General features: G+C 65.9%; 23 protein-coding genes. 12 read left to right on the forward strand and 11 right to left on the reverse strand.

The genetic code is table 11. The features are described from left to right. Nucleotides 1–46 precede the first annotated feature (46 nt). Nucleotides 47–682 carry a type B chloramphenicol O-acetyltransferase gene (gene catB, locus ACWPN3_RS13405; protein ID WP_492239580.1) on the forward strand — a complete coding sequence of 212 codons (636 nt, stop codon included), beginning with the start codon at nt 47–49 and terminating at the stop codon, nt 680–682. Nucleotides 683–1,236: 554 nt separating this feature from the next. Here catB and ACWPN3_RS13410 read toward each other — a convergent pair. Then, a complete protein-coding gene (locus tag ACWPN3_RS13410; protein ID WP_492239579.1) occupies nt 1,237–2,712 on the reverse strand; it encodes a hypothetical protein in 1,476 nt (491 codons plus the stop codon). A gap of 474 nt (nt 2,713–3,186) precedes the next feature. Next, nucleotides 3,187–3,627, reverse strand: a complete 441-nt coding sequence (locus ACWPN3_RS13415; RefSeq protein ID WP_492261479.1) for a DUF427 domain-containing protein — start codon at nt 3,625–3,627, stop codon at nt 3,187–3,189. 202 nt (nt 3,628–3,829) lie between these two features. Between ACWPN3_RS13415 and ACWPN3_RS13420 the strand changes: the two genes are divergently transcribed. Next, a complete protein-coding gene (locus ACWPN3_RS13420) occupies nt 3,830–4,462 on the forward strand; it encodes a 3'-5' exonuclease (protein ID WP_492239577.1) in 633 nt (210 codons plus the stop codon). A gap of 11 nt (nt 4,463–4,473) precedes the next feature. Here ACWPN3_RS13420 and ACWPN3_RS13425 read toward each other — a convergent pair whose 3' ends face one another. Together ACWPN3_RS13425 and ACWPN3_RS13430 are read right to left on the reverse strand one after the other, a co-directional pair. Then, the gene (locus ACWPN3_RS13425; protein ID WP_492239576.1) at nt 4,474–7,314 is read right to left on the reverse strand and encodes a bifunctional diguanylate cyclase/phosphodiesterase; all 2,841 of its coding nucleotides are present in this window, start codon (nt 7,312–7,314) and stop codon (nt 4,474–4,476) included. Further along, nucleotides 7,314–7,820 (reverse strand): hypothetical protein, encoded by a 507-nt coding sequence (locus ACWPN3_RS13430; protein ID WP_109446453.1) that lies wholly within the window; start codon nt 7,818–7,820, stop codon nt 7,314–7,316. The genes ACWPN3_RS13425 and ACWPN3_RS13430 overlap by 1 nt, the downstream gene beginning before the upstream one ends. A gap of 473 nt (nt 7,821–8,293) precedes the next feature. Between ACWPN3_RS13430 and ACWPN3_RS13435 the strand changes: the two genes are divergently transcribed. Further along, the gene (locus ACWPN3_RS13435; protein ID WP_199237571.1) at nt 8,294–8,638 is read left to right on the forward strand and encodes a hypothetical protein; all 345 of its coding nucleotides are present in this window, start codon (nt 8,294–8,296) and stop codon (nt 8,636–8,638) included. A 44-nt stretch (nt 8,639–8,682) separates the two neighbouring features. On the opposite strand, the gene ACWPN3_RS13440 is transcribed toward ACWPN3_RS13435, so the two are convergent. Next, a complete protein-coding gene (locus ACWPN3_RS13440; protein WP_492239575.1) occupies nt 8,683–9,594 on the reverse strand; it encodes a ribose-phosphate diphosphokinase in 912 nt (303 codons plus the stop codon). Nucleotides 9,595–9,700: 106 nt separating this feature from the next. After that, nucleotides 9,701–10,225, reverse strand: a complete 525-nt coding sequence (locus ACWPN3_RS13445) for a hypothetical protein (protein WP_109446446.1) — start codon at nt 10,223–10,225, stop codon at nt 9,701–9,703. Nucleotides 10,226–10,375: 150 nt separating this feature from the next. Between ACWPN3_RS13445 and corA the strand changes: the two genes are divergently transcribed. Both corA and ACWPN3_RS13455 read left to right on the forward strand, forming a co-directional pair. Then, nucleotides 10,376–11,395: a magnesium/cobalt transporter CorA gene (gene corA / locus ACWPN3_RS13450; protein ID WP_109446444.1), complete on the forward strand. Its 1,020-nt coding sequence runs from the start codon at nt 10,376–10,378 to the stop codon at nt 11,393–11,395. Nucleotides 11,396–11,484: 89 nt separating this feature from the next. Next, a complete protein-coding gene (locus ACWPN3_RS13455; RefSeq protein WP_492239574.1) occupies nt 11,485–11,889 on the forward strand; it encodes a hypothetical protein in 405 nt (134 codons plus the stop codon). Nucleotides 11,890–11,908: 19 nt separating this feature from the next. On the opposite strand, the gene ACWPN3_RS13460 is transcribed toward ACWPN3_RS13455, so the two are convergent. The 3 genes from ACWPN3_RS13460 to ACWPN3_RS13470 form a co-directional block, all read right to left on the reverse strand. Then, entirely contained in the window at nt 11,909–12,895 is a 987-nt protein-coding gene (locus ACWPN3_RS13460; protein WP_492239573.1) for a LysM peptidoglycan-binding domain-containing protein, read from the reverse strand. A gap of 260 nt (nt 12,896–13,155) precedes the next feature. Beyond that, a complete protein-coding gene (locus ACWPN3_RS13465) occupies nt 13,156–14,055 on the reverse strand; it encodes a c-type cytochrome (protein WP_492261480.1) in 900 nt (299 codons plus the stop codon). A gap of 3 nt (nt 14,056–14,058) precedes the next feature. Continuing rightward, entirely contained in the window at nt 14,059–14,544 is a 486-nt protein-coding gene (locus ACWPN3_RS13470; protein WP_109446438.1) for a c-type cytochrome, read from the reverse strand. 146 nt (nt 14,545–14,690) lie between these two features. Here ACWPN3_RS13470 and ACWPN3_RS13475 point away from each other — a divergent pair, with 146 nt between their 5' ends. From ACWPN3_RS13475 to alr, 3 genes are all read left to right on the forward strand, one after another. Beyond that, entirely contained in the window at nt 14,691–15,275 is a 585-nt protein-coding gene (locus ACWPN3_RS13475) for an LOG family protein (protein WP_109446436.1), read from the forward strand. 158 nt (nt 15,276–15,433) lie between these two features. Further along, complete coding sequence (locus ACWPN3_RS13480) at nt 15,434–16,918, forward strand: replicative DNA helicase (RefSeq protein ID WP_492261507.1); 1,485 nt, start codon at nt 15,434–15,436, stop codon at nt 16,916–16,918. 5 nt (nt 16,919–16,923) lie between these two features. After that, a complete protein-coding gene (alr, locus tag ACWPN3_RS13485) occupies nt 16,924–18,036 on the forward strand; it encodes an alanine racemase (protein WP_492239571.1) in 1,113 nt (370 codons plus the stop codon). Between the two features lie 18 nt (nt 18,037–18,054). Here the strand turns inward: alr and ACWPN3_RS13490 are convergent, their stop codons facing one another. Next, complete coding sequence (locus ACWPN3_RS13490) at nt 18,055–19,275, reverse strand: GGDEF domain-containing protein (protein ID WP_492261481.1); 1,221 nt, start codon at nt 19,273–19,275, stop codon at nt 18,055–18,057. Between the two features lie 504 nt (nt 19,276–19,779). Between ACWPN3_RS13490 and ACWPN3_RS13495 the strand changes: the two genes are divergently transcribed. From ACWPN3_RS13495 to ACWPN3_RS13510, 4 genes are all read left to right on the forward strand, one after another. After that, complete coding sequence (locus ACWPN3_RS13495) at nt 19,780–20,556, forward strand: MlaE family ABC transporter permease (protein WP_012978311.1); 777 nt, start codon at nt 19,780–19,782, stop codon at nt 20,554–20,556. Between the two features lie 10 nt (nt 20,557–20,566). Further along, a complete protein-coding gene (locus tag ACWPN3_RS13500) occupies nt 20,567–21,340 on the forward strand; it encodes an ABC transporter ATP-binding protein (RefSeq protein WP_098735151.1) in 774 nt (257 codons plus the stop codon). A 74-nt stretch (nt 21,341–21,414) separates the two neighbouring features. Then, complete coding sequence (locus tag ACWPN3_RS13505; RefSeq protein ID WP_492239569.1) at nt 21,415–22,095, forward strand: endonuclease III domain-containing protein; 681 nt, start codon at nt 21,415–21,417, stop codon at nt 22,093–22,095. A gap of 85 nt (nt 22,096–22,180) precedes the next feature. Then, nucleotides 22,181–22,405, forward strand: coding sequence for a DUF1178 family protein (locus ACWPN3_RS13510; protein WP_492239568.1), 225 nt, complete (start codon nt 22,181–22,183; stop codon nt 22,403–22,405). A gap of 22 nt (nt 22,406–22,427) precedes the next feature. Here the strand turns inward: ACWPN3_RS13510 and ACWPN3_RS13515 are convergent, their stop codons facing one another. Next, nucleotides 22,428–23,399, reverse strand: coding sequence for a peptidoglycan-binding domain-containing protein (locus ACWPN3_RS13515; protein ID WP_492239567.1), 972 nt, complete (start codon nt 23,397–23,399; stop codon nt 22,428–22,430). Between the last annotated feature and the right edge of the window lie 131 nt (nt 23,400–23,530).

A 23,530-nucleotide genomic window follows, 5' to 3' on the forward strand; every position in this document is an offset into this window, starting at 1 on the left:
GACAGGAAACCGCCTGTTTGGCGGCTCGGATGCAGAGAGTGATTCGATGAAGAACTTTTTTGAAAGCCCCTTCAAGGGCGTCCTTCTGGAAAAGCAGGTCACCAACCCGAACATCGTCTTTGGCCGATACAGCTATTATTCCGGCTATTATCATGGCCACAGCTTCGATGACTGCGCCCGGTTTCTTCTTCCGGACGAAGGGGCCGACAAGCTGGTGATCGGCAGCTTCTGCTCCATCGGATCCGGTGCAGCCTTCATCATGGCGGGCAACCAAGGCCACCGGAGCGACTGGATCAGCACCTTTCCCTTTTTCTGGATGCCCGACGTGCCGGCCTTCGCCGGCGCGCAAAACGGCTACCAGCCCGCAGGCGACACGGTGATCGGCAATGACGTCTGGATCGGGTCGGAAGCCATCGTCATGCCCGGCATCACAGTCGGCGACGGTGCTGTGATCGGCACAAGGTCGCTGGTGACGCGGGACGTCGAGCCCTATGCGATTGTGGGCGGTAACCCCGCCAGACCGATCCGGAAGCGCTTCGATGACCATCTTGTGGCGTTGCTGCTTGAGATGGCGTGGTGGAATTGGTCCGACGACCAGTTGCGGAGCGCCATGCCGATCCTGACCAGCGGCGACGTCGCAGCACTTCATCGTCACTGGGAAAGCATGATCAAGCACAGCTGACAACGACCATGCCGGCTTCGCCTGTCCCGGGAGCGGGATGGGCAAAGCCGGCACTTGCCGGGCCCATGGTCAGAACCGCAATGGCTGAGCCCCCTGGCGCTCTCGCGAAAGCGACCGTGTTTTGCATAGCGTAAACCACACCGTCAGGGCTGCAATTCCTGTCCAGCTCGTGCGTGTCTTCAGTGTCGATCTGGAGGGCAACCGCCAGATTCTCTCGGTCGTGGCCAGCCCCCGGTCAGCCACTCCCGAATGTTGATTCAGCGCCAGAAGCGGACTTGATCGTGTGTGCTGAAAGAGCAGACCTGAAGTTTTTACACTCGAACCTAATCCCCAACCAGAGCGGCAAGAAGTATATCAATATCGCATATAAGCTGACCGCAGGATTCAGTGTTATACTCATAGGCGCATTAACAGCTTAACACAAACAAGTTACCGACTTGAGCGCAGTTTATACGGATGTTACGCGACCAGATGCAAGTTCAATCCCTCCGCCCGTGAGACCATCACACAAATAAAGTTAATTGAAAAATATCGCAGACTATTATTATAAAAATTTACTTTTCTTTATTTTCTTTATTTTCTTTTGCTGCATCCTTTGCTTCTTTTTCCTCTTGTGTTAAGCTGTCTCCGAGTAGTTCTCGAATGGGATCCAGCATTTTCCGATCGAGCTGGTCGAGTCGAGAAGCCACCTCGCAGAAGCACATGGCAAAGGCTGCTTGCGCACGGTGAATTTCCGTCTCGTGCCCGCCATCACCTGTATGTACGATTTCGCTGCGAGCATGGTAAATAGTCAAGACACTGGATTTGTAAACTTCTACATTTGGGTGGCTGCTGAGACAAATCCCAACACGGCGCTGGATACGTGCGGCGCTTCCGGGTGCGTAATAATCAGTAAGCAGTGTTTCGAATGCAACGGCCAGTGCAACGATGCATTCAGCTTCCTTCAACCGTGACCCAAACGACTGCCTATACCAATCGATCGACGTTACCAATCGACGATAGACTCTGATATGAATTTTTTCTTCTGAGCTCAGGTTCACATATCGTAGATATCCAACCTCTACAGATCGCAAGATTGGAGTTAGCTTTTCCTTCCACTTTTGGACCTCCGACCGTGCCAACGTGCGCGTACTTACTGTGACAGCTAGATCTGAAAGCCTTGCTAATTCTAGAGCTGCGACATTCATAGGTACACGGCGAAGGTTAATCGGTTTTTCGGGGTGAGTCGCCTCGCCTACCAAGTAGTGGCGAATGTCCAAAGTTTCCCAATTGTTCACATTTGCCGATGACTGAAATTTTTCGACCAATATGCCAGCATCAATACTTAGGGCATGCAACATTACCACCTGCGCCGCTGCGATCCGAATCTTGAGGGTGTAGATGAATTGGTTCTCGTAGTAATCGCCGGTATGAGAGGAAAGGCGCACCAGCATAAGAGGGTTGCGGGTTAGCCACTTCATGTTGCTGCCGCGAGCATAATGCTCGATGTCGGACCGATGAATTTCAGCAGTGATGCCAAGTGCCGTTGCCATCCTCCTGAGGTTGGCGAGAGCTTCGTCGAAGCCGTTGGCCTGGGCCGTCACAGCGAAATTGGCGTCCAGAAAGACAGCCATGGATTCAAGCTCTGAGGATGCTGTCATCAGCGGCGGAATCTCCATCCCGAACTCGGTCAGCGGATAAAGAACGAAGCCCGGCCGCTCGACTCCGGCACTTCGAAGATCCTGGATTACGCGACCACATATGTCGGCATGTCCGTTCTGTGCTGCACTGAGCACGAACTCGTCGAGCACTGAGACCCCGACAAAAATGCCCGATTTCCATAATGCTTTCGCCAGAATTGAGCGCACCGTAAGTAGGTTATGGAGAATTCCTTCTCTGTCTTTCTCGCTAAGAATGCTTTCATCCGTAGCCAAATCTTCCACGCTGCCGAACTGCTTCAGCTGATTGTGCTTTGAAATCAGGTAGCGCTCAGATTTCTCTAGTTTTTTAGTAGAATTTATAGTCAAATTAGGGAAAGCTTGCTCTTCCATTGGCTCGGCAGACATAATTAAGTTGAACAGGGCACTCTGCCTACGTCTTTTTTTTATTCATGTCTACACCGTTTTCGCCGCGCTATAGCGCTTGCGCAGGTTCCGCATTGCGAGAAGCTGTTGATTGATAAGCCAGTTCCAACGGCTTGTAATATATTAGATGAATTGACATTCTAAAATAATAATAGGTATACAAATACAGGAAATACTGTCCTAATTATAAAAAATCGCTTTAATGATCGACCAGCATTTTTAGGATGCAGATTGCCTGTTCAGCATATGCACCATAAGGCGGAATATTGGTGGATTCGCTTACTGTAGCATCCAAAGTTATTTTCGCAATGAAGCGCGGGCGCGACCGGCATTTATTCCTGTCGCAAAATAGTCTTGGGTAAAAGTCTGCTCCGGGTCAGAAGCAGACGCATCTGCATTGCTCACAACCACACCGCAGGCAGAGCCTTCCGCCGGCTGCCGCTATGGGACCGCGTGCTCTTCGATGCAATCGACGCGCTCCGGATAAAATGCCAAATGGTCGCGGATGGCGGCCACGGCGGGATAGGGAATCTCGTAGGTCCAGACAGCGTTGACCGCGACGCGGTCACCCACGCGCAGGCTGTAGTACGACGCATCGCCCTTGTAAGGGCAATGCGTCGTGTGTGCCGTGCGCTCGAAGGCCGTCATGTCGGCATCCTCGCGGGGAATATAGTGGACCGCGGGCAACGTCGCCTCGGTCAGCGTCAGGGCACGGGCCGTTTCGGCGACGACCCGGCCGGCGAAGACGACACGGATCCGAGTCGGGTTGGGGATGATCGTGATGGGATGCTCGGGGCCGGGAATCTTCACAGCGATACTCCTTGCTCGCCAGTGGTCGCGCCGGTCGGTCGCGCCGGTCCTGGCGCGGCCATCATGCTTCATACCAGTGACTCTTGATCGCGACCCGTCAGGATCAAGAGCTTCGGCGGCATGGTTCGGCGGCGGGAGCCGGCCGCTTGTGAGCGTGGTGTCGCAGATCGGCGGCCGGCGCTTTCGCCATGCTACTTTGGGCGGCGTGACGGAGCGTCGTCCCTGTTTCACATCCGTGCCGCAGGGGGCTCCAGCGATGAAAGATTGGATCTCAATGAGCATGCACCCATGGGAAGGACGTGACCGGCTGGTCGCAATCGACATCGAGACGACCGGACGGCGCCTGCCGAGCCTCCAGGACATCCGCAAGGCGCCCAAGGGCCTGCGTCAGCCCGGCATCATCATCGAAATCGGGTGTCTTGAGCTTCTCCGCGAGGGGGATGGCTGGCGGAAAGCGCGCAGCTGGGAGACGCGGGTCAACCCCGACGCCCCTCTCCATCCCGACGCCATCAAGGTGCACGGCATCAAGCCCGCCGACCTGAAGGCGGCGCCCCGCTTTCCCGAGGTGGCCGACGCGCTTCTCGCCTTCCTGGGCGAGGATCTTCTGGTGGCGCATGCCTATGAGAACGAGATGGACTTCCTGAACCACGAGTTCGCGCGCTGCGGACGCGCCGCATGGGGGGCCGAAACCTTCCCGGCGGACCGGTTCATCTGCACCAAGGAGATGTCGCACGCGGCCTTCCCCGGCGCTTCCGGCTCGCTCGATGCGCTGTGCGACCGGCTGTGGCTCGACCGGAGCGACCGCTTCGCCCACCATGGCGCGCTGCTCGACGCGGACCTGACGGCCGACGCTTTCGTCAAGATGGCGTTGGGCGATACCGGCCCGCGCGACGCCGTGTATGAGTGAGACGCGGCGCCCTATTCCGCCGACACCGGATGCGCGGGGGGCTGCACGGGCGGCTGCATGGGGGGCTGCACCGCCGTCCGCGTCTCCAGCAGCCGCTCCACCTCCTCGGCCGGGATGGGGCGGCTGAACAGGAAGCCCTGGTAGCTTTCGCAGGCCAGATCGCGCAGAAGCTGCAACTGCTCCTGGGTCTCCACCCCCTCGGCGATCACCGACAGGCCCAGGCTGCGGCCGAGACCGACGATGGCGCGCGGGACCGACGCGTCGCTGGCGCCGGTCGACAGGTCGTGGATGAAGGAACGGTCGATCTTCAGCTTGTCGATGGGCAGGCGATGCAGGTAGCTGAGGCTGGAATAGCCGGTGCCGAAATCGTCCAGCGCGATCAGCACGCCGCGCTGCTTCAAGGCCGCCAGGGTGGCCGCTGCCGATTCGATGTCGTCGATCAGCGTGCTTTCCGTCACCTCGATCTCCAGCTCGGAGCCGCTGAGGCCGTTGGCGTCGAGCGCGCGGGCGACCGTGACCGGAAGCTGGCCGTCGCGGAACTGGGCGCCGGACACGTTGACCGCCACCGGGATCGACAGGCCGAACCGCGCGCGCCAGCGCCGGATCTGGGCGCAGGCCTCGGACAGCACCCAGTCGCCCATCGCCAGAACCAGCCCGGTCTCCTCCGCCACCGGCAGGAAACGGCCGGGCAGGATCAGCCCCTCCTCGGGATGGCGCCAGCGGACCAGCGCCTCCAGCCCGACGATGCGGCCGGTCAGGGTGTCGACCTGGGGCTGGTAGACCAGGAAAAGCTCGCCCTCGCGGATCGCCTGGCGCAGCGCGCTCTCCAGATCCAGGCGCTCGCGCGACTTGGCGCCCATCTCCCTGGTGACGAAGCGGAAGCCGTTCCGCCCCTGCTCCTTGGCATGGTACATGGCGATGTCGGCGCAGCGGATCAGCCCTTCGGGATCGTCGGCGTCGTCGGGGTACAGGCTGATGCCGATGCTGGGCGTCACCACGAAATTCTGGCCGCCGACGGCAAAGGGGCTGGCCAGATGCGCCACCACCTTCTCCGCCACGCGGGCGGCGTCCTTCGGCTCCGTCACCCGGCGGACGACGATCAGGAACTCGTCGCCGCCCAGCCGGCCGACCGTGTCGGATTCGCGCAACCCCGCCTGGAGCCGGCGCGCCACCGAGCGCAGCACCTCGTCGCCGAAGCTGTGGCCCAGGCTGTCGTTGATCACCTTGAAGCGGTCGAGGTCGATGAACAGCACCGCCACCTTGGTGCCGTCGCGCCGCCCCTCGCGCAGCGCCTGGGCGATGCGGTCGTAGAGCAGGACGCGGTTGGGCAGGCCGGTCAGCGCGTCGAAATGGGCGAGATACTGGATGTGCTGCTCGGCCCGGCGCTTCTCGCCGATGTCCTCGGCGAAGGCCAGGACGAATTTCAGCGCCCCCCCGGCGGTGACCGGCTGAAAATGCAGGCTGAAATGGCTGCGCCGGCCGCCCATCAGCAGCGGCTGGTCGGATTCGAGCTTGCCGCTCTCGCCATGCAGCGCCGCCTCCAGCGCGACGACCGACGCCTGGTCGCCGAAGCGCAGCCGGGCGTCGGTGCCGACCAGCCCCTGCCGCGGCAGGCCGGCGGCGGCGGCGAAGGCCGGGTTGCAGTCCAGCACCAGCCCGTCGGTGCCGAGCAGTGCGATGCCCAGCGGCGCCTGGGTGAACAGCTGCTGCCGCTCCGCCTCCTGCAGGCGCAGCGAGGCGGTCATCTCGCCGGCCAGCTCGACCGCGCGGGAATGGGTCACCAGCGCCATGCGCAGGACCAGCGACAGCGCGATGCTGAGCGCGAGGCCGACCGCCAGCAGGGCGCCGGGCACCCAGTCATGGGCGGTGAACAGTCCGTCGGGAAGCCGGTCGTAACGGACGGTCCAGATGCGCCCGCCGACCGGCAGCTCGCGGTTCAGGGTGATCGTGGGCGCGGCTTCCAGCGGGCGGTGGCTGCGGTAGAGCGGAAACTCGGCCTCCGCCGGCGGCACGTCGTAAATCTCGAGACCGGTGTCGGGACTTTGGCCGTCGATCAGCCCGTCCACCAGCGGGCCGATCCGGACCGGGGTCAGCACCACCCCGGTGAAGGAGGCGCGGCGCGCTTCCAGCGACGGCGGCAGGGGATCGCCGCGGTAGGTCGCTTGATAGAGGATGAAGGCGGGCCTGGCCCCCGCCGCCTCGTCGATCTTCAGGGTGATCGCGCGGGTGGCGGCCGGTTCGCCGCTGTCGCGCGCCCGTTCGATGGCCGAGCGCCGCACCGCCTCCGACATCATGTCGAAGCCGATGGCCCGCACATTCGCCTCGTTGACCGGGGCGGTGAAGATGTTGACCACCCGGTCCGCCCCGGCATGCGCCGGCCAGATGCGGAAGGCCGTCAGGCCGGACGCCCGCATCGACGCCACCAGTTCGCCCGACCGCTCGGCCGCGACGGCGCGGGCATAGGCGATGGAGATGATGCCGGGATAGCGCTGCGGCATGTCCAGCGCCTCGACGAAGCGGCTCCACTGCGTCCAATGCAGGTCGGGGAAGGTCATCGCCAGCGAGGCGGCGCTGCGTGCCACCTGCTCGTACACCTTGATGCGGTCGGCCAGCTGGCCGTGGATTTCCTCGACCCGCGCGGAAAAGCGGTGCGCCTCCTCGCGCGCCAGCAGATGCTCGGACTGGAGCATCGCCAGCAGGGACAGGCCGGCGCCGACAATCAGGGCCAGCAGGGGGACAGCCACCGGCATGTGAGGATTGCGCAGGACGCGACGGGCTGTCGGGTTCGGACCGGAGGCCGACGGGCTGTCCGCAATCGGATCTGCCTTGGGATCGGCTGCCGGTTCCGGCATCAGAACTCCTCTAGGATCTTCGGGCTGGTCAACAGAAGCTTTTCGATCATGCCGAGGATCTGTTCGATCTTGCTGCGGGTGGCGTCCAGCTCGTCGGCCATCTTGTCGTCGATGCCGGCTTCCATCAGCATGGTGTCGAAGGTGTGCAGCGTTTCGTTGAAGGCCTTCTGTTCCGCCACCAGCACGTCGAAGGCGCCCAGCGAGGCGGTCAGCGCCAGCGGCGGGTCGCTGACGAAGGAATGGCTGATGTCGGTGAAGATGGCGATGGCGCTCAGCTTCTGCCGCAGCACCCATTGCGGGAAATTCGACGGCAGCTCCTTGCCGGCGACCTCCAGCCTTTCCTGGATCGAGAAGATCAGGCCCTGGATGTCGAGATAGGCCGCCCGGATTTCGCGGAAGCGCGGAAAGGTCTTCGGCTTGCCGGCGGCCCGCAGGCGGGCCAGCGCCGCGATGTCCTCGGTCAATTTGCGGGCCATCCGAAGAACGACGTCCGTCACCTTCGACATCACACGCCTCCGCTCAACGGACTGCCCCCGCGCATCGCCAGATCCGGACCGCCGCACTCACCGGTCCGGAGGCCAGATTACACCAGATCCTACCACGAACGTTAGTGTTACCGAGCGGCGGCCGGCGGACAGCGTCGCGCTTGCTGTGTTTTCCACGCTCCACCCGGCCGCATCGGCGGGAAAATCGACCGGCGAAGACAGGCAACAACTCAAGTCAAGCCGAAATCCTTTCCCTATTCGGGTTAGGCACTCAGAGGGAGTGCGTCCAAGTTGAATCGATGGAAACGATACTTTAAATTTGCGCAACCATCCTGTTACTGAGCACGTATTACGGCCTACTCGGCTTTGCCCACGGATTATTTCGTCCGGCGCAGGTCATTCCAATCTTGTCTCAATCCGATGAAAGATCCGACATGCGACGTGTATCCGTTGTCCTGGTTTGCCTCGCACTTCAAGGATGTGCCGGCTCGCCCTTGTCAAATCTGGTTTCGGGCCAGCGCTACCAGACCACGTCCGACGTCACGGCGTCCTGGGTGGGAGCGTCCGAAGACGATCTGGTCCTGTCATGGGGCCCGCCGCAGAACAGCCATGTGCTGAACAACGGATCGAAGATGATCGGGTATCAGTATTCATGGCTGACGAACGGCCGGCACTCGGAAGAGTGGGGCTATGTTCCCGATTACGCCAGTTGCGAACAGCGCTTCCTGGTCGAACAGGGCGTCATCACCCGCTGGTACTCGTCCGGCGACTGCCCCAAGCGGCCCAAGGGAGCCAAGCTGATCCCGGCCGGCACGCCGGTCCCCCGGCCGACCCTGTAAGATCGCAGGGGATCCGAAGCGCGGCCGGCCGCCGCGGGGACGGCCTATTGGGGTCCGAACGACGCGATCGCATCGGCCAGAAGGCCGCTGAGCGACAGGGCGTTGGAGGGGTGTGGCACGCCGTCGCAGGACAGCGGGCGGCCCAGCCCCTCCGCGGTGAAGCGTTCGGCGACGATGTCGCTGAACAGGGCATGGACGCCATAAACCTGTACCCGGCTCGCCCCCAGCACCCGCGCGGCGCGGGCACAGGAGAAGATCGTCTCGCCGGAGCTGATGACGTCGTCGACGATCACCACCGGCCGGCCATGGATCGGCGCGTCGGGGGGCAGCGCCACCGTCACGTCGCGGTCGCCGCGCCGTTCCTTGCGGCCGACGATGCCGGTCAGGCCGAGCGGGCCGGCCACCGCCTCCACCAGCGGGGCGGACTCCTCGTCCGGGCCGACGATGACGGTGCCCGACGCCACGCCGTTCGCCCGCAGATGCTCGGCGATGGGGGCAGCACCGCTGAGTGCTGCGGACGGGCGGCCGACGAAGACCTCGTCCAGCGTGTGGGTGCGGTGCAGATGCGGCTCGACGCAGACGAAGCGGTCGAAACAGCGGCCGAGCCAGTCGCCGACCACCGTCTGGCTGACCGGCTCTCCCGGCCTGAAGATGGCGTCCTGGCGCATGTAGGCCATGTAGGGCGCCACCAGGCAGAGCTCGGTCGCCCCCTGGCGCCGCAGCACCGAGGCGGCGAGCGTCAGCTCGACCAGCTTGTCGTTCGGGCGGTCGAGCGAGCGGTAGACGATGGCGCGTTCCACCGGCTCCGGCAGCCGGACCAGGCTTTCGCCGTCGGGGAAGCGGTGCAGCTCGGCGATGTGGCAGGGGATCTCCAGCGCCTGGGCCAGACGGCGCGCGGCGTCCGCCGATTCCGGAAAGCCATAGACGGCCGTGTAATTGCCCGTATTGCGGGCCATGCCTCTTCTCCCTCTACCACCTTGGACGGCAGCAAGCTTGGCGCAGGCGGCAGGGGCGGGTCAATCACGGCAAAAGGCGGCACGGCAAAAGGCCGACATGGTCGGCCTAATCGCCACCGGCCTCCACCGCCGGCCGCTTGTCCTCATCGGCCTCGTCCGCTTCCGACGCGGCGGGATCGACATGGATGCTCTCCGCCTTGCGCGCCAGCAGCTGGAAGGCGCCCAGCCCGACGACCAGCAGCGTGACCACGCCCAGCAGCATCACCGGATAGACGATGGCGGAAATCTCGCTGGTGCGCGCCTCGAACACCAGGACCAGCCCCTCCAGGCTGGCGGCGATGATGATCGTGGTCAGGAACTTGGTCAGGGTGCGGCGGGCCTCGTCGGCGCGGCGCAGCTCGCGTTCGCGGACGATCTCCTCCTCATAGAGGTATTTGGCGATCTCGAACACCGCGATGGCCAGCACGATCATCCCCACCCCGTCCAGCATGGCCGAGGTCAGGACGGCGCTGTCCAGCGCCACCACCCCCTCCACCACCGTCAGGGCCGACAGGGCGATGAACATCATGGCGAAAAGGCCGAGCGTCGCCGCCGCCAGGAAATACATCACGCGTGACGCCGATTCGAACATCGCCCTCGCCTTCCTGCAAGCTGGTCCTTGGCAATGAGAACGCGCGAGGCGGCCGGTCCGCCCGGAGGAGGGAAGCGAATTCGTCGACGCTGCCGGGGAACCTCTTTAGAGTGGCGGCGACCTGCCGCCCCTCTTCCGGTTTTCCACTCCATGACGCAGTTGCCTCCCCCCTCCCCTTCCCCTTCCTCCGGCCATCCCCGTGACGGCGTGGTCGCCAGCGCCGCCTATTGCGACGGCCGGCGCATCGCCGAGGTGCCCATCGACGAGGCCGGCGCCTGGGCGGCCAAGGAGAACCACTTCGTCTGGATCGGCCTGTGGGAGCCGGACGAGGCCCTGCTGATGGAGGTGAAGCGGCAGTTCGGCCTGCATGAGCTGGCGGTGGAGGACGCCCTGCACGCCCACCAGCGGCCGAAGCTGGACGTCTATGGCGACAGCCTGTTCATGGTCCTGCGCACCGCCCGGCTGGAAAACGGCGAGCTGGTGCTGGGCGAGACCCATGTCTTCGCCGGCCGCGGCTATGTCGTCACCGTCCGGCATGGGGCGTCGACAAGCTATTCGCCGGTGCGGGCGCGGGCGGAAAGCGCGCCGCAGCTTCTGAAGCATGGCGAGGACTTCATCGTCTACACCATCATGGATTATGTGGTGGACTGCTATTTCCCGGTGCTCGACCAGATGGGAACCACGGTGGACGAGCTGGACGCCATGCTGATCGCCCGCCCGCCCAGCACGGGGGAGATCGAGCGCATCCACCAGCTGCGCCGCGACCTGGAGCGGCTGCGCCGCAACGCCTCGCCGCTGCTGGAGGTCTGCTCGCGGCTGGAGCGCTTCGACCTGCCGATGATCGACCAGGCGATCCGGCCCTATTACCGCGACGTGCAGGACCATGTGATCCGCGTCAACGAGCAGATCGGCTCGCTGCGCGAGGTGCTGTCCTTCGCCTTCGAAACCAGTATGATCCTGGCGACCGCGCGGCAGAACGACGTGACGCGCAAGCTGGCCGCCTGGGCCGCCATCCTCGCCGTGCCGACCGCCGTCGCCGGCCTGTACGGCATGAACTTCGAGCATATGCCGGAGCTTCACTGGCGCTACGGCTACCCGGCGGTGCTGGCGGTGATCGCCGTGGTCTGCACCGCGCTGTATGTCCGCTTCCGGCGGACGGGATGGCTGTGACGGCGGTCCGGCGGAGCGGCGACGGATCGGGGTGGCCCGGTTCCGGCCGGCTCGTTTGACATGGTTGGTTTTGGAGTTTGGTGAGGGACATGACCGACGCGACGAACAGGCTGCACGCCCTGCTGGACGCCTATCTGCGCTGTCCGGTGGAGGCCGCGCGCACGGAACTGGAACAGGCGCTGCGCGGCTACCAGACCGACTGGATCCGCACCCGCGCCGGGGCCGACGCCCCGCCGCTGCCGGTGGCCGCACCGGCGCCGACCGCCAAGCCGGCGGTGGCGAAGCCGCGCTTCCCCATCGCGGCGGCCGACCTCGACGTTCTGAAGCGTCTGGCCGACGGCTGGACCGGCACCACCGCCGAGGTGGCGCGCTGGGCTTGGTTCGAGAACCGCGAACTGGTCAGCCTGGAGCCGAACCCGGCCGGCGAGGGCCCGGAGCTGCTGCGCCTCACCCCGCTCGGCTGGGCCGCCATCGGGCGGACGCCGGCGGGCTGACGGACCCGGCCGCGCCCCCTCAGTTCACCTGCGGCAGGGTGAAGATCTGGCCGGGATAGATCATGTCCGGGTCGCGGATCTGCTCGCGGTTGGCGGTGTAGATGGTGGTGTAGAGCATGCCGTCGCCATAGGTGCGGCGTGCCAGCCGCCACAGGCTGTTGCCGGGCTGGACGACGATGTTGCGCCCGTCGGTGGCGGATGCCGGCATGGCGGAGACCTGGACCGGCAGTTCCGCCCGCGACACCACCTTGCCGGACAGGGTGACCTGATCGGCGCGGAGCGTGTAGAGGCCGGGGTCGATCAGCTTTTCCGGGGTCAAACGCCAGTTGCCCTTGGGGTCGCTGTGGGCGCTGCCGACGAGGATGTTGTCGAGGTAGAGCTGCACCGCGCTGTTCGGCGCCGCCCGCCCGCCCAGCGCCACCCGGCCGGCGGGATCGTAGTCCATCGTCTCCACCGACACGCCGCCCGGCGGCGGCGGCGCGCCATTGTCGGGAATCGGCGGGGCCTGCAGAAGCGAACTGCCGCCCATGGCCGGCGCCGCACCGGCCAGCCCGTCGCGCGGCACCGCCACCGCGACCGGTGCCGCCGGCAGGGGCGACTCGGGTCCGGGCTTCGCCGCGGGTTCCGGCACCATCACCACCATCACCTTGTCGGCGGGAAGCGGGGCATCGGCGCCGGGGCGGGTTTCGGTCAGGTTCAACTCGCGGGTGCCGGGCGACAGCGGCTTGTCAGGCAGCATCACCCATTCGCCGCGCTGGTCGGCCTTGGCCGAGGCGACGCGGGTGCCGGCGTCGGTGACGGTGACCTCCGATCCGGGAGCGGCGCGGCCCGCCATCACCGTCGCCCCGTCCGGCGCCACCCGCACCACGTCGAAGCTGGGTGCGGCGGGTTTCGCCTGTTCCCTGGCCGGTTCCGGTGTTGCCGCCGCCGGGGTCGCCGGTGCGGCCTTCTGCGTCTCGGTCCGCGCCGCCGTCTGTGCCGGAGCTGTCGTGGCAGCGGGGGCCACAGTCGCCGGTTTCCCGGCGGGCCAAAGGGCAATCGCCGCCGCCCCACCCATCAGAGCCACGCCCAAAGCTGCGAACAACGCGTTTCGTTTCACCTGAGCACCCATCCGGCGGCCCGCCACCCTGGCAGGATGGCTGACTATAGCAGAAGGACAGGTCGCAAAAGAATGGCGCCGTTGGAGCGGACCCCTCCGCCAAACGGGCTCGATTGCCCGAACGGATCATGAGTCCGCACCAAATCGGCGCCTGTTGCCGCGAAGACTCACTCCTTCGCCGGCACCGTCCGCAGATAGGCGACGATGGCGGCGCGGTCGTCCGCCGTCAGCTTGGAGGTGGTGTTGCGCACGACCTCGCCCATGGCGCCGCCGGCGACGTCGCCGTCGGGGGTCAGGCCGGCTTCCAGGAACAGCGACAGGTCGCCGTCGGACCAGTCGCCGATCCCCTTGCCCTTGGCCTTGGATCCGGTGATGCCCGGCACCTTGTCGTTGTCCGGCCCCTGCGGGTTGCCGGCGAGATAGCGGTCGGAGTCGAGCCCGCCGAGCTGGGTGCGCGGGCTGTGGCATTCGGCGCAATGGCCAAGCGCATCGACCAGATAGCGCCCGCGGTTCCAGGCCGGCGGCCTGGACGGGTCGTCGGCGACCGGGCCGGGGGTCAAATACATCCACTGCCAGACCGGGACGAGGAAGCGCCAGGAGAAGGGCGGCGACAGGTCGTGCGGCTTGTTGGCGGTGGACGCCGCCGGCAGGCTGAGCAGGTAGGCCTTCAAATCCAGCAGGTCGCGGTCGGTCATCCGCGTGTAGCTGGCATAGGGAAAGGCCGGGAACAGCGCGGCGCCGTCCGGGCGCACGCCCTCGCGCACCGCGCGGATGAAGTCGGCGTCGCTCCAGCGGCCGATGCCGTTCACCGGGTCAGCCGTGATGTTCGGGGTGTAGAAGGTGCCGAAGGGGGTCGCCAGCGCCCGGCCGCCGGCCAGCGGCTGGCCGCCGCCCTTCTCGTCCGTATGGCAGCCGAGGCAGCCGGCGGCGTTGAAGATGTAGGCGCCCCGGCTGACGAAATCGTTGGCGGGACCCTCACCCGTTTGAAGGGGGCCGGCGGCACGCGCACTGCCGCCCGCGAAGGCGAGCGGCAGCAGCAGGGCGGCGGCGGTCAGGAGGCGCCGCACCGGTCAGTTCTTCTTGACGCGGAAGTCCTCGTGGCAGCTTCCGCAGGTCTTGGAGGTGGCGCCGAGCGCCTGGGCGATCTGCGCGCGGTCGCCGGTCTTGATGGCGGCGTCGAGCTTCTCGGCGGCGGGCTGGACGGCGCTCCAGTATTTCTGGGTCTCGGCCCAGCTCTTCCACAGCTCCGGCTTGGCGGCGCTGTCGGCCACGCCGACGGCGGTGCCTTCGGGGAAGATCTTCTTCACGTCCATCTTCGACACCGCCAGCACGGCTTCCGCCCCCTTGGCCGCGTCCTCGGCGGTGGCTCCCTCGTTCTTCACGAACTTGGCGACGGCGCCCATGCCGCCGCCCAGCTTCTTCATGGTCTGCTGCCGGTCCTTGACCTGCTCGGCCGGATCGGCCGCGCCGGCGGCGCCGGCCGACATGCCGAACAGCGTGAACATCAGACCGGCGACGGATGCCGCCGCAAGAACATTGACGACCCGGTTGCTCATGTGGTCCCTCCCGATGATGCCGTGGCTTAAACGGTGCCTGTGCCGCTGTTGACGCGCCGCCCCCACCCGATATTCCATGGCATTCGCCAGATTTTTTTGCGGCCCCGCCTCCTTTGGAGGACGGTGGCGAGAAAGGTTGACCCGCGATGAAGAGCCTGTCGTCCGTCTGCGTCTATTGCGGTGCATCGTCCCGTGTCGCCGATGTCCACAAGGAGGCCGCCCACGCGCTGGGCGACGGGCTGGCGCGGCGCGGCATCCGCATGGTCTATGGCGGCGGCCGGGTCGGGCTGATGGGCATCGCCGCCGACGCCGCGATTGCCGCCGGCGGCGAGGTGGTCGGCATCATCCCGGAACACATCCAGTCGGCCGAAGTCGAGCACACCGGCCTGACCGAGCTGCATGTCGTCGACAGCATGCACACCCGCAAGCGCATGATGGTGGAGCGGTCGGACGCCTTCGTCATCCTGCCGGGCGGCCTGGGCACGCTGGACGAGGCCTTCGAGATCCTGACCTGGAAGCAGCTTCAGCTGCACGACAAGCCCATCGTCATCGCCGACATCGACGGCTACTGGCGCCCGCTTCTGGGGCTGATCGACCATATGGTCGCCCAGGGCTTCGCCCGCATCGACCGCTCCGCCCTCTACCGCGTCGCCGACCATGTCGACGGCGTGTTCGAGGCGCTGGGGGCGATGCCCGACCAGGCCCATCCGGCCCAGCCCGGGAAGATGTGAGGCTTAGGCGTCGAAGCCCTTCCCGCGGTTATCCCCAGACTTCCCAACCTGTGGATAACTTCTGTGCACAGCTTTTGTGGATGGCTCCCCGCCCTTCACCGAGCGTTCGCGTTCTGTTTCTGATACTGTGTCCTCCATGAGCAACCAGAACCTCATCGCTGTTCGATCCCCGCCCCTCCTCCGCGGTCAAGCCGACGGCGGAATACCGAACGCCTCCCAACAACGAGGAGGCGGAGCAGGCGCTGCTGGGCGCGATCCTGGTCAACAACAAGGCCTATGAGAAGGTCGGCGAGTTCCTGCGGCCGGAGCATTTCTACGACCCGGCCCACCAGCGCATCTTCGCCGCCATCACCAAGATGGTCGACCGCGGCCAGATCGCGAACCCGGTCACGCTGAAGGCCCTGTTCGACAACGATCCCGAACTGGCGGTCGAAGGCGGCAGCGCCTATCTGGCGGAACTGGCCGCCAACGTGGTGACGGTGGTCAATGCCGGCGATTACGGCAAGACCATCCACGACCTGTTCATCCGCCGGCAGCTGATCGAGGTCGGCACCGACATGGTGAACGAGGCGTACCGCCACGACCTCGACATCACCGCGCTCGACCAGATCGGCGAGGCGGAAAAGCAGCTGTTCGACCTCGCCTCCACCGGCGACGTGCAGGGCGGCTTCGTGGCCTTCGGCGAGTCGGTCAAGCACGCCATCACGACGGCGGAGGCAGCCTTCCGCCGGTCCAGCCACGTCACCGGCGTCACCACCGGCCTGATCGACATCGACCGCAAGCTGGGCGGCCTGCACCCGTCGGATCTGATCATCCTCGCCGGCCGCCCCTCGATGGGCAAGACGGCGCTGGCCACCAACATCGCCTTCAACGCCGCCAAGGCGCACATGCGCTCCAGCGGCCAGGAGGGCGGCGTCGTCGGCTTCTTCTCGCTGGAAATGTCGGCGGAACAGCTCGCCACCCGTATCCTCGCCGACGAGGTGCAGGTGCCCGGCGACAAGATCCGCCGCGGCGAGATCCGCGACACCGACTTCCCGAAATTCGTCCAGGCCAGCCAGGATCTGGCGCGCTGCCCCTTCTATGTCGACGACACGCCGGCCCTGTCGGTCGCCGCGGTGCGCACGCGCTGCCGCCGGCTGAAGCGGACCTCGGGGCTCAGCATGGTGGTGGTCGACTACCTCCAGCTGCTGCGCGGCTCGTCGTCGCGCGGGGCGGAGAACCGGGTGCAGGAAATCTCGGAGATCACCCGCGGCCTGAAGGCCATCGCCAAGGAGCTGGACGTGCCGGTGGTGGCGCTGTCGCAGCTGAGCCGCGCGGTCGAGCTGCGCGAGGACAAGCGCCCGCAGCTGGCCGACCTTCGCGAATCGGGCTCGATCGAGCAGGACGCCGACGTCGTGATGTTCGTTTTCCGCGAACAGTATTATCTTGAGCGCGCCGAGCCCTCGCGCCGGCCCGACGAGAGCGACGACAAGTTCAACGACCGTTATCAGCGCTGGCAGCAGCGCCTGGGCGAGGTGCACAACACCGCCGAGGTGATCATCGCCAAGCAGCGTCACGGTCCGATCGGCACCGTCCGTCTCTACTTCGACGGCCAGTTCACCAAGTTCGGCGATCTCGACCAGCACCACCAGACCGACGAGTGACCAGAGTGACTAGCGACCTGAGCCCGCGCGCCTGCGCAATCCTCACCGTGGATCTCGGCGCCGTCGTCGCCAACTGGACGCAGCTGCGCGACCGGGTGGCTCCGGCGGACTGTTCCGCCGTGGTCAAGGCCGACGCCTATGGGCTGGGGGTGGCGCAGGTGGTGCCGGCGCTGGCCGCCGCCGGTTGCCGGACCTTCGTCGTCGCCCAGCTGGAGGAGGCTCTGGCCGTCCGCCGGGCGTTGGAGCCGGTCGCGCCGCAAGCGCAGGTCTTCTCGCTGGGCGGCCTGCCGCCCGGATACGAGGGGGAGTTCATCGCCGGGCGCATCCTGCCGGTGCTGAATCACCTGGGCGACATCGCAGCGTGGCGGGCCTTCGCCGCCTCGCGCGGCGAGGTGCTGCCGGCGGTGATCCACATCGACACCGGCATGAACCGGCTGGGGCTCGGCCCCGACGAGCTGGACGATCTCGCCGCCCATCCTGAGTGGCTGGAGGGCATCGACGTCCGCTATTGGATGACCCACCTCGCCTGCGCCGACGAGTTCGACAGCCCGATGACCGGGGAGCAGCTGGAGCGGTTCCGCGGCGCGCTGGCCCGGCTGCCCAAGGCGAAGGCCAGCTTCGCCAACTCGTCCGGCATCTTCCATGGGCCGGACCATCATTTCGACCTCGCCCGGCCGGGCTGCGCGCTCTATGGCGTGAACCCGACGCCGCATCTGCCCAACCCGATGCGCGGCACGGTGCGGCTGGACGCGCGGCTCTTGCAGGTGCGCAACTGCACGGCGCCGATGACGGTCGGCTATGGCGCCGCCCACAGGGTGACCGGCCCGGCGCGGATCGCCACCATCGGCGTCGGCTATGCCGACGGCTACCTGCGCTCGCTGAGCGGCAAGGGGCACGTCTTCGTCGACGGCGTCGCCGCCCCCATCGTCGGCCGCATCTCGATGGACCTGATCACCATCGACGTGACCGGCCTGCCGGAAAGCGTGGAGGCCGGCCGCATGGTCGAGCTGATCGGGCCCAGCCGCCCGGTCGACACGGTAGCGGATGAGGCCGGCACCATCGGCTACGAAGTGCTGACCTCGCTCGGCCGGCGTTATCACCGGGTTTATGCATCGTGAGCCGATGGCCGGACGACGCTATCGGCCGGCCTTTTCATGCCGGGATCCCGGACGCATGAATTCTCCGCCGACGACGCGATTGCGCCCCTTGTTCTTGGCCTTGTAAAGGTAGGCGTCGGCGGCGGCCAGGATCTCGGGGCGTGGCGCGTTGTCCAAGCAACGAATCGTCAGCACGCCCAAACTCGCAGTCACCACTTCGGCGGCAGGCGACCCTGCATGCGGGATCGCCAGCGCCATGATCCCGGTTCGGATCCCTTCGGCAACCCGCATCGCACCCTCCAGCTCAGTGGCCGGCAGGATGCACGCGAACTCCTCGCCACCGAACCGTGCCGCCAGATCGCCCGACCGTTGAACGGCTCTGGACAGCACCCCGGCGATCTGCCGAAGACAATCGTCACCGGCCACATGACCGTAACGATCGTTGAAGGCCTTGAAAGCATCGACATCGCAGAGGATGAGGGAGAGCGGTGCACGGGAGCGCAAGTGGCTTTTCAACTCGGCATCGAATGCCGTGTCGAATCGGCGACGGTTTCCAATTCCAGTCAACGCGTCCGTAAGGCTGAGCTGAAGCGCTTTCTCATTCAAAAACCGCCATTCCGCCTCCATTCTTCTGCGCTCGGTGATATCCCTGACTATGCTGCAATTGTAGAATTTGCCTTTGTATTCGACAAGATTTGCCGTCACTTCGATAGGAATCTCAACGCCATCTCTTGTTTTGTTTATCGTTTCGATCCTGACCACGCCCTGGTCGACGAGATCCTGCCAATGCTCACGCCATATTTCTTCATTGAACAACGGATCGACGTCCCAAACTCTTTTCCGGCCGAACTCCGCTGCCGAATAGCCGAACATCCGCGTCGCCGCCCGATTGACGAAGACATACCGCCCATCCGCATCGAGCCAGATGATCATATCCGAAACTTTATCAACCGAAACTTGGGTGAGCATGGCACGATGCCCGCACTCCGCCATTTCAGCGAACCCGTTGATGGCAATCGAAAACACCCCCGGCGCGTCCGTCCGGCACCGCACCGTGAGTTCCACACGGCATGTCGAGCCGTCTCCGCAAGCTAAGGTTGCATCAACGATGGCGCCATGGATGTGGCCGGGCGCCTGCATGAACTCCCTGATAGCAGCCCCGCTTGCGCTGTCGAGGATGGTGTCAATCGGTCGCCCAAGGAGATCGGCCCGGCAATACCCTGTCCTCGACAGGCACCCGTCCGTGACGTCGAGGACCACTCCCTCCGGAGTGACGGCTACATCGCTGACGGAGCGGCCCGAACTCATGCGCTTCCGCAGACCGGCACGTCTCGCCGGTGAACGCCGGAATGGGGTTGCCCGGTCCCATTTCCTCGTCTCCACGGGTGTCGTCGGGTCGGCCATCCAGCAGCAGCTTGAATCGATCAGAACTCCATGGCGTAGCCCACGATGCTCTTGTGTAGAAGTGACGGAAAATGGCCGGCTGCAGCTTAGTCCTTTATACTGGAGTATGATGCTTTCCGTACAAATAAGAATCGACTATGAAAATAGATGTGATTATTACGAGGCTGTGCGGGCGGCCCTTCCCGCCCCTTGACCGGAGATCCCGGACTGCCAGCCGCTGCGGCCGCGACCGCCGACCGGACCAGCCCAGATGGTGCCGCAACGTCCCTCCCCTGCAAAGTCCAAGGATGACCTAGCCCTTCATCGGTGCTATGACCGCATCGCCCAAACAAGTCTCTAACCAAGGATGCGGGCCGACTGATGGGTTTCCTCGCCGCTACCGGCCGGGCCTTCCTGATCTTCCTGGAAGCGACCGGACGCCTTGCCCTGTTCACCGGGTCCGCCCTGTCGCACTGCGTGCGCCCGCCGCTCTATCCGCGCCAGATCCTGCGGCAGATGATCGACATCGGCTATTATTCGCTGCCGGTGGTCGGGCTGACCGCGCTGTTCACCGGCATGGTGCTGGCGTTGCAGAGCTACAGCGGCTTCTCCCGCTTCCAGGCGGAGGGCGCCATCGCCACCGTCGTCGTGCTGTCGATCACCCGCGAACTGGGGCCGGTGCTGGCCGGCCTGATGGTCGCGGGGCGCATCGGCGCCGCCATGGCGGCGGAGATCGGCACCATGCGGGTGACCGAGCAGATCGACGCGCTGTCCACCCTGTCGACCAACCCCTACAAGTATCTGGTGGCGCCGCGGCTGATCGCCGGGCTGACCATGGTGCCGCTGCTGGTGGTGGTCGCCGACATCATCGGCGTGTTCGGCGGCTTCCTGGTCGGCGTCTACCGGCTGGACTTCAACGCCGCCAGCTACATCAACCGCACCTGGGAATTCCTCCAGCCGGTCGACGTCATCTCCGGCCTGGTCAAGGCGGCGATCTTCGGCTTCCTGATCGCGCTGATGGGCTGCTACCACGGCTACCACTCCAAGGGCGGCGCCCAGGGCGTCGGGGCGGCGACCACCAATGCGGTGGTGTCGGCCTCGATCATGATCCTGGTGTGGAACTACCTGATCACCGGCCTCTTCTTCTCGACCAAGTGAGCGCCACCGCATGACCGTTCCCAAGATCGCGCTCAAGAACGTCACCAAGCATTTCGGCCCGAAGAAGGTGCTGAACGGCATCGACCTGGAGGTGGCGAAGGGCGAGTCGCTGGTCGTCATCGGCGGGTCGGGCACCGGCAAGTCGGTGATGCTGAAGAGCATCCTCGGGCTGCTGACGCCGGATTCCGGCTCGATCCAGGTTGATGGGCAGGAGACGACCCGGCTGCGCTCGCGCGAGCGCGAGAAGCTGCTGCACAAGTTCGGCATGCTGTTCCAGGGCGCCGCCCTGTTCGACAGCCTGAAGGTGTGGGAGAACGTCGCCTTCGGCCTGATCCAGGGCGCCCATATGCCGCGTGCCCAGGCCAAGGAGATCGCCGTCGCCAAGCTCGGCGCCGTCGGCCTCACCCCCGACGTGGCGGAGCTGTCGCCCTCGGAGCTGTCGGGCGGCATGCAGAAGCGCGTCGGCCTCGCCCGCGCCATCGCCGACGAGCCGGAGATCATCTTCTTCGACGAGCCGACGACCGGCCTCGACCCGATCATGGCCGACGTCATCAACGAGCTGATCGTGCAGTGCGTGAAGGATCTCGGCGCCACCGCGGTCACCATCACCCACGACATGGCGTCCGCCCGCAAGATCGCCGACCGCATCGCTATGATCTACCAGGGCCGGATCATCTGGACCGGCCACGCCCGCGACATCGACAATTCGGGCAACGCCTATGTCGACCAGTTCGTCCATGGCCGGGCGGACGGGCCGATCAAGATGCAGATCAAGGCGCTGTAAGCGGAACATTAGCGGGGACTGGCCGGTTACCGGACGGGCGCTTGTTGCCGCCCGTTCCCCGACGGTGGCCTCCCGTGAGCATACAGCCCGCGACATCCCAGCACTTCGACATCGACGAGGTCTTCCGCCGCCTGCGGGTCGCGGTCGCCCCCTACCCCAAGGCGGCGATGTTCGAGCTGCGCGACCGCGGCTATGCCTCCCCGTTCCAGCAACTGGTCGCCAGCCTGATTTCCGCCCGCACGCGGGACGAGACGAGCCTGGAGGTGGCAGAGCGGCTGTTCGCCGTCGCCGACACGCCGGCCGCCATGGCCGCCCTGCCGGAGGAGCGGCTTGTGGAGCTGCTGCACGGCGCCACCTTCCCCGAACCGAAGGCGCGCGACATCCGCGCGCTGTCCCGCCGCATCGTCGAGGAGCTGGGCGGCGAGGTGCCCGACACGCCGGACGGGCTGATGCGCTTCCATGGGGTGGGGCCGAAGATCGCGGCGCTGACGCTGGCGGTCGGCTTCGGCATCCCGGCGCTGGCGGTCGACATCCATGTCCACCGCATCGCCAACCGCTGGGGCTACGTGCAGGCACGCAACCCCGAGAAGACGATGGCGGCGCTGCTGGCGGTGCTGCCGAAACGCTACTGGGTCGAGATCAACGAGCGGCTGGTGCCCTTCGGCAAATGGGTGTGTACCGGCGAACGGCCGCGCTGCTCCACCTGCCCGCTCTTGTCGATGTGCGCGCGGGTGGGAGTGACCGAGTCACGGTGACGCTTGCGATTGATGCAGATCCTGGCGGGACGCCGGAGGGCTGACTAGAAGAGCGGCCGAAATTCCGCTTTTCGAGGCTCCCGCGATGATCGTTTACGCCCTGCACTGCGCCTGCGGCCATGATTTCGACCAGTGGTTCGACAATATGGCCGATTACGACGCCAAGAAGGCCGTCGGCATTCCCTGCCCGTCCTGCAGCGGCACCGAGGTCGCCAAGGCCATCATGGCGCCGCGCGTCGGAAAGTCCCAGCCCGCCCCCGCCTGCGGCCCTGGCGGCTGCGGCGGAGGCGGCTGCCCGATGATGATGTGACCGGACCCGGGCGCGGCGCCGTTCAGCGCCGCCGTGCCTCCGCCGTCAGGCGCGGGCCGGTGGTCAGCTCCTCGCGGCGGCGGGGGGTGCCGAAGCTCGGTTCGACGCGGTTTTCACGCGGCCGGTCGTCGCCGGCGGGCTTCCGGCTGAGCGGATCGACGCCGCGGCCGCTGCGCCACCAGGCGAAGCCGATGCCGCCCAGCGTCGCGGCGATCAGCCCGGCGACCCCGGCCCGCGCCGCATTGGACTGCCAGATCGACGGACCGCCGCCGACCGCCGCCGCTTCCTCGACCGGGGCCGGCTTGCCGTCGGGCGTGGTCGCCGCCACCGCCCCGCGCGGTGCCGCCTGCGGAGTCGGGCCTTCGGAGGCGTTGGACGCCGCGCTGGCCGATGGGGAGACCGATGGGCGCGGCGCGCTCTGGGGCGTGGCGCTGGATGTTGCGGCGGCAGCCGGCGCCGACGGACGGGCCGCCGGAGCCGCGGCGGGCGCGCTGTGGCTGGCCGAGGAGGACGCGGAGGAAGACGACGAGGAAGAAGACGACACCGGGGCGCCGCCGAACTGGGCCATGCCGCCGACGCTCTCGTTGCCGGATTCGACCCGGCCGGTCGGGGCGGCGCGCGGCGCCACCTCCTTGTCGTGGCGGGTCTGGCCGACCTGGCTCTTGGACAGGCTGCCCATGGTCGGCGCGGCCTTGCTCTCGCGCTCGCCCATCATCTTGGCGATGGTGGCCTGGTCGAGGTTGCCGGTGGCGGGAAGGCCCGCCGACTTCTGATAGGCGCTGAGCGCGGACCGGGTTTCCGGCGTCATCTGGCCCTTGGCCCGGCCGCCGATGTTGTAGCCCTTGTCCTTCAGGATGGTCTGCGCCCACTGGATGTCGGCGACCGACGCCTCGGCCCTTGCCGAACCGGGCGCTCCCACGGTCAGGGCCGAAACCACCAGTGCCACTGCCGCCACCGCGGCGCCACCATGCACCCGCCGCGAAATCCCAGACATTGCCTCTCCCTCCGTCCGTGACATCAGACCGACTTCAGAGCCACGACACTCCCCCGAATCGGGGACTAAGATCGTGTTACCAGATTGCGTCGCATTTCCGGCGGCGATTTTTCGGCGTCTGCTTTGTCAGC

The organism is Azospirillum sp. UENF 111221, from assembly GCF_058780625.1.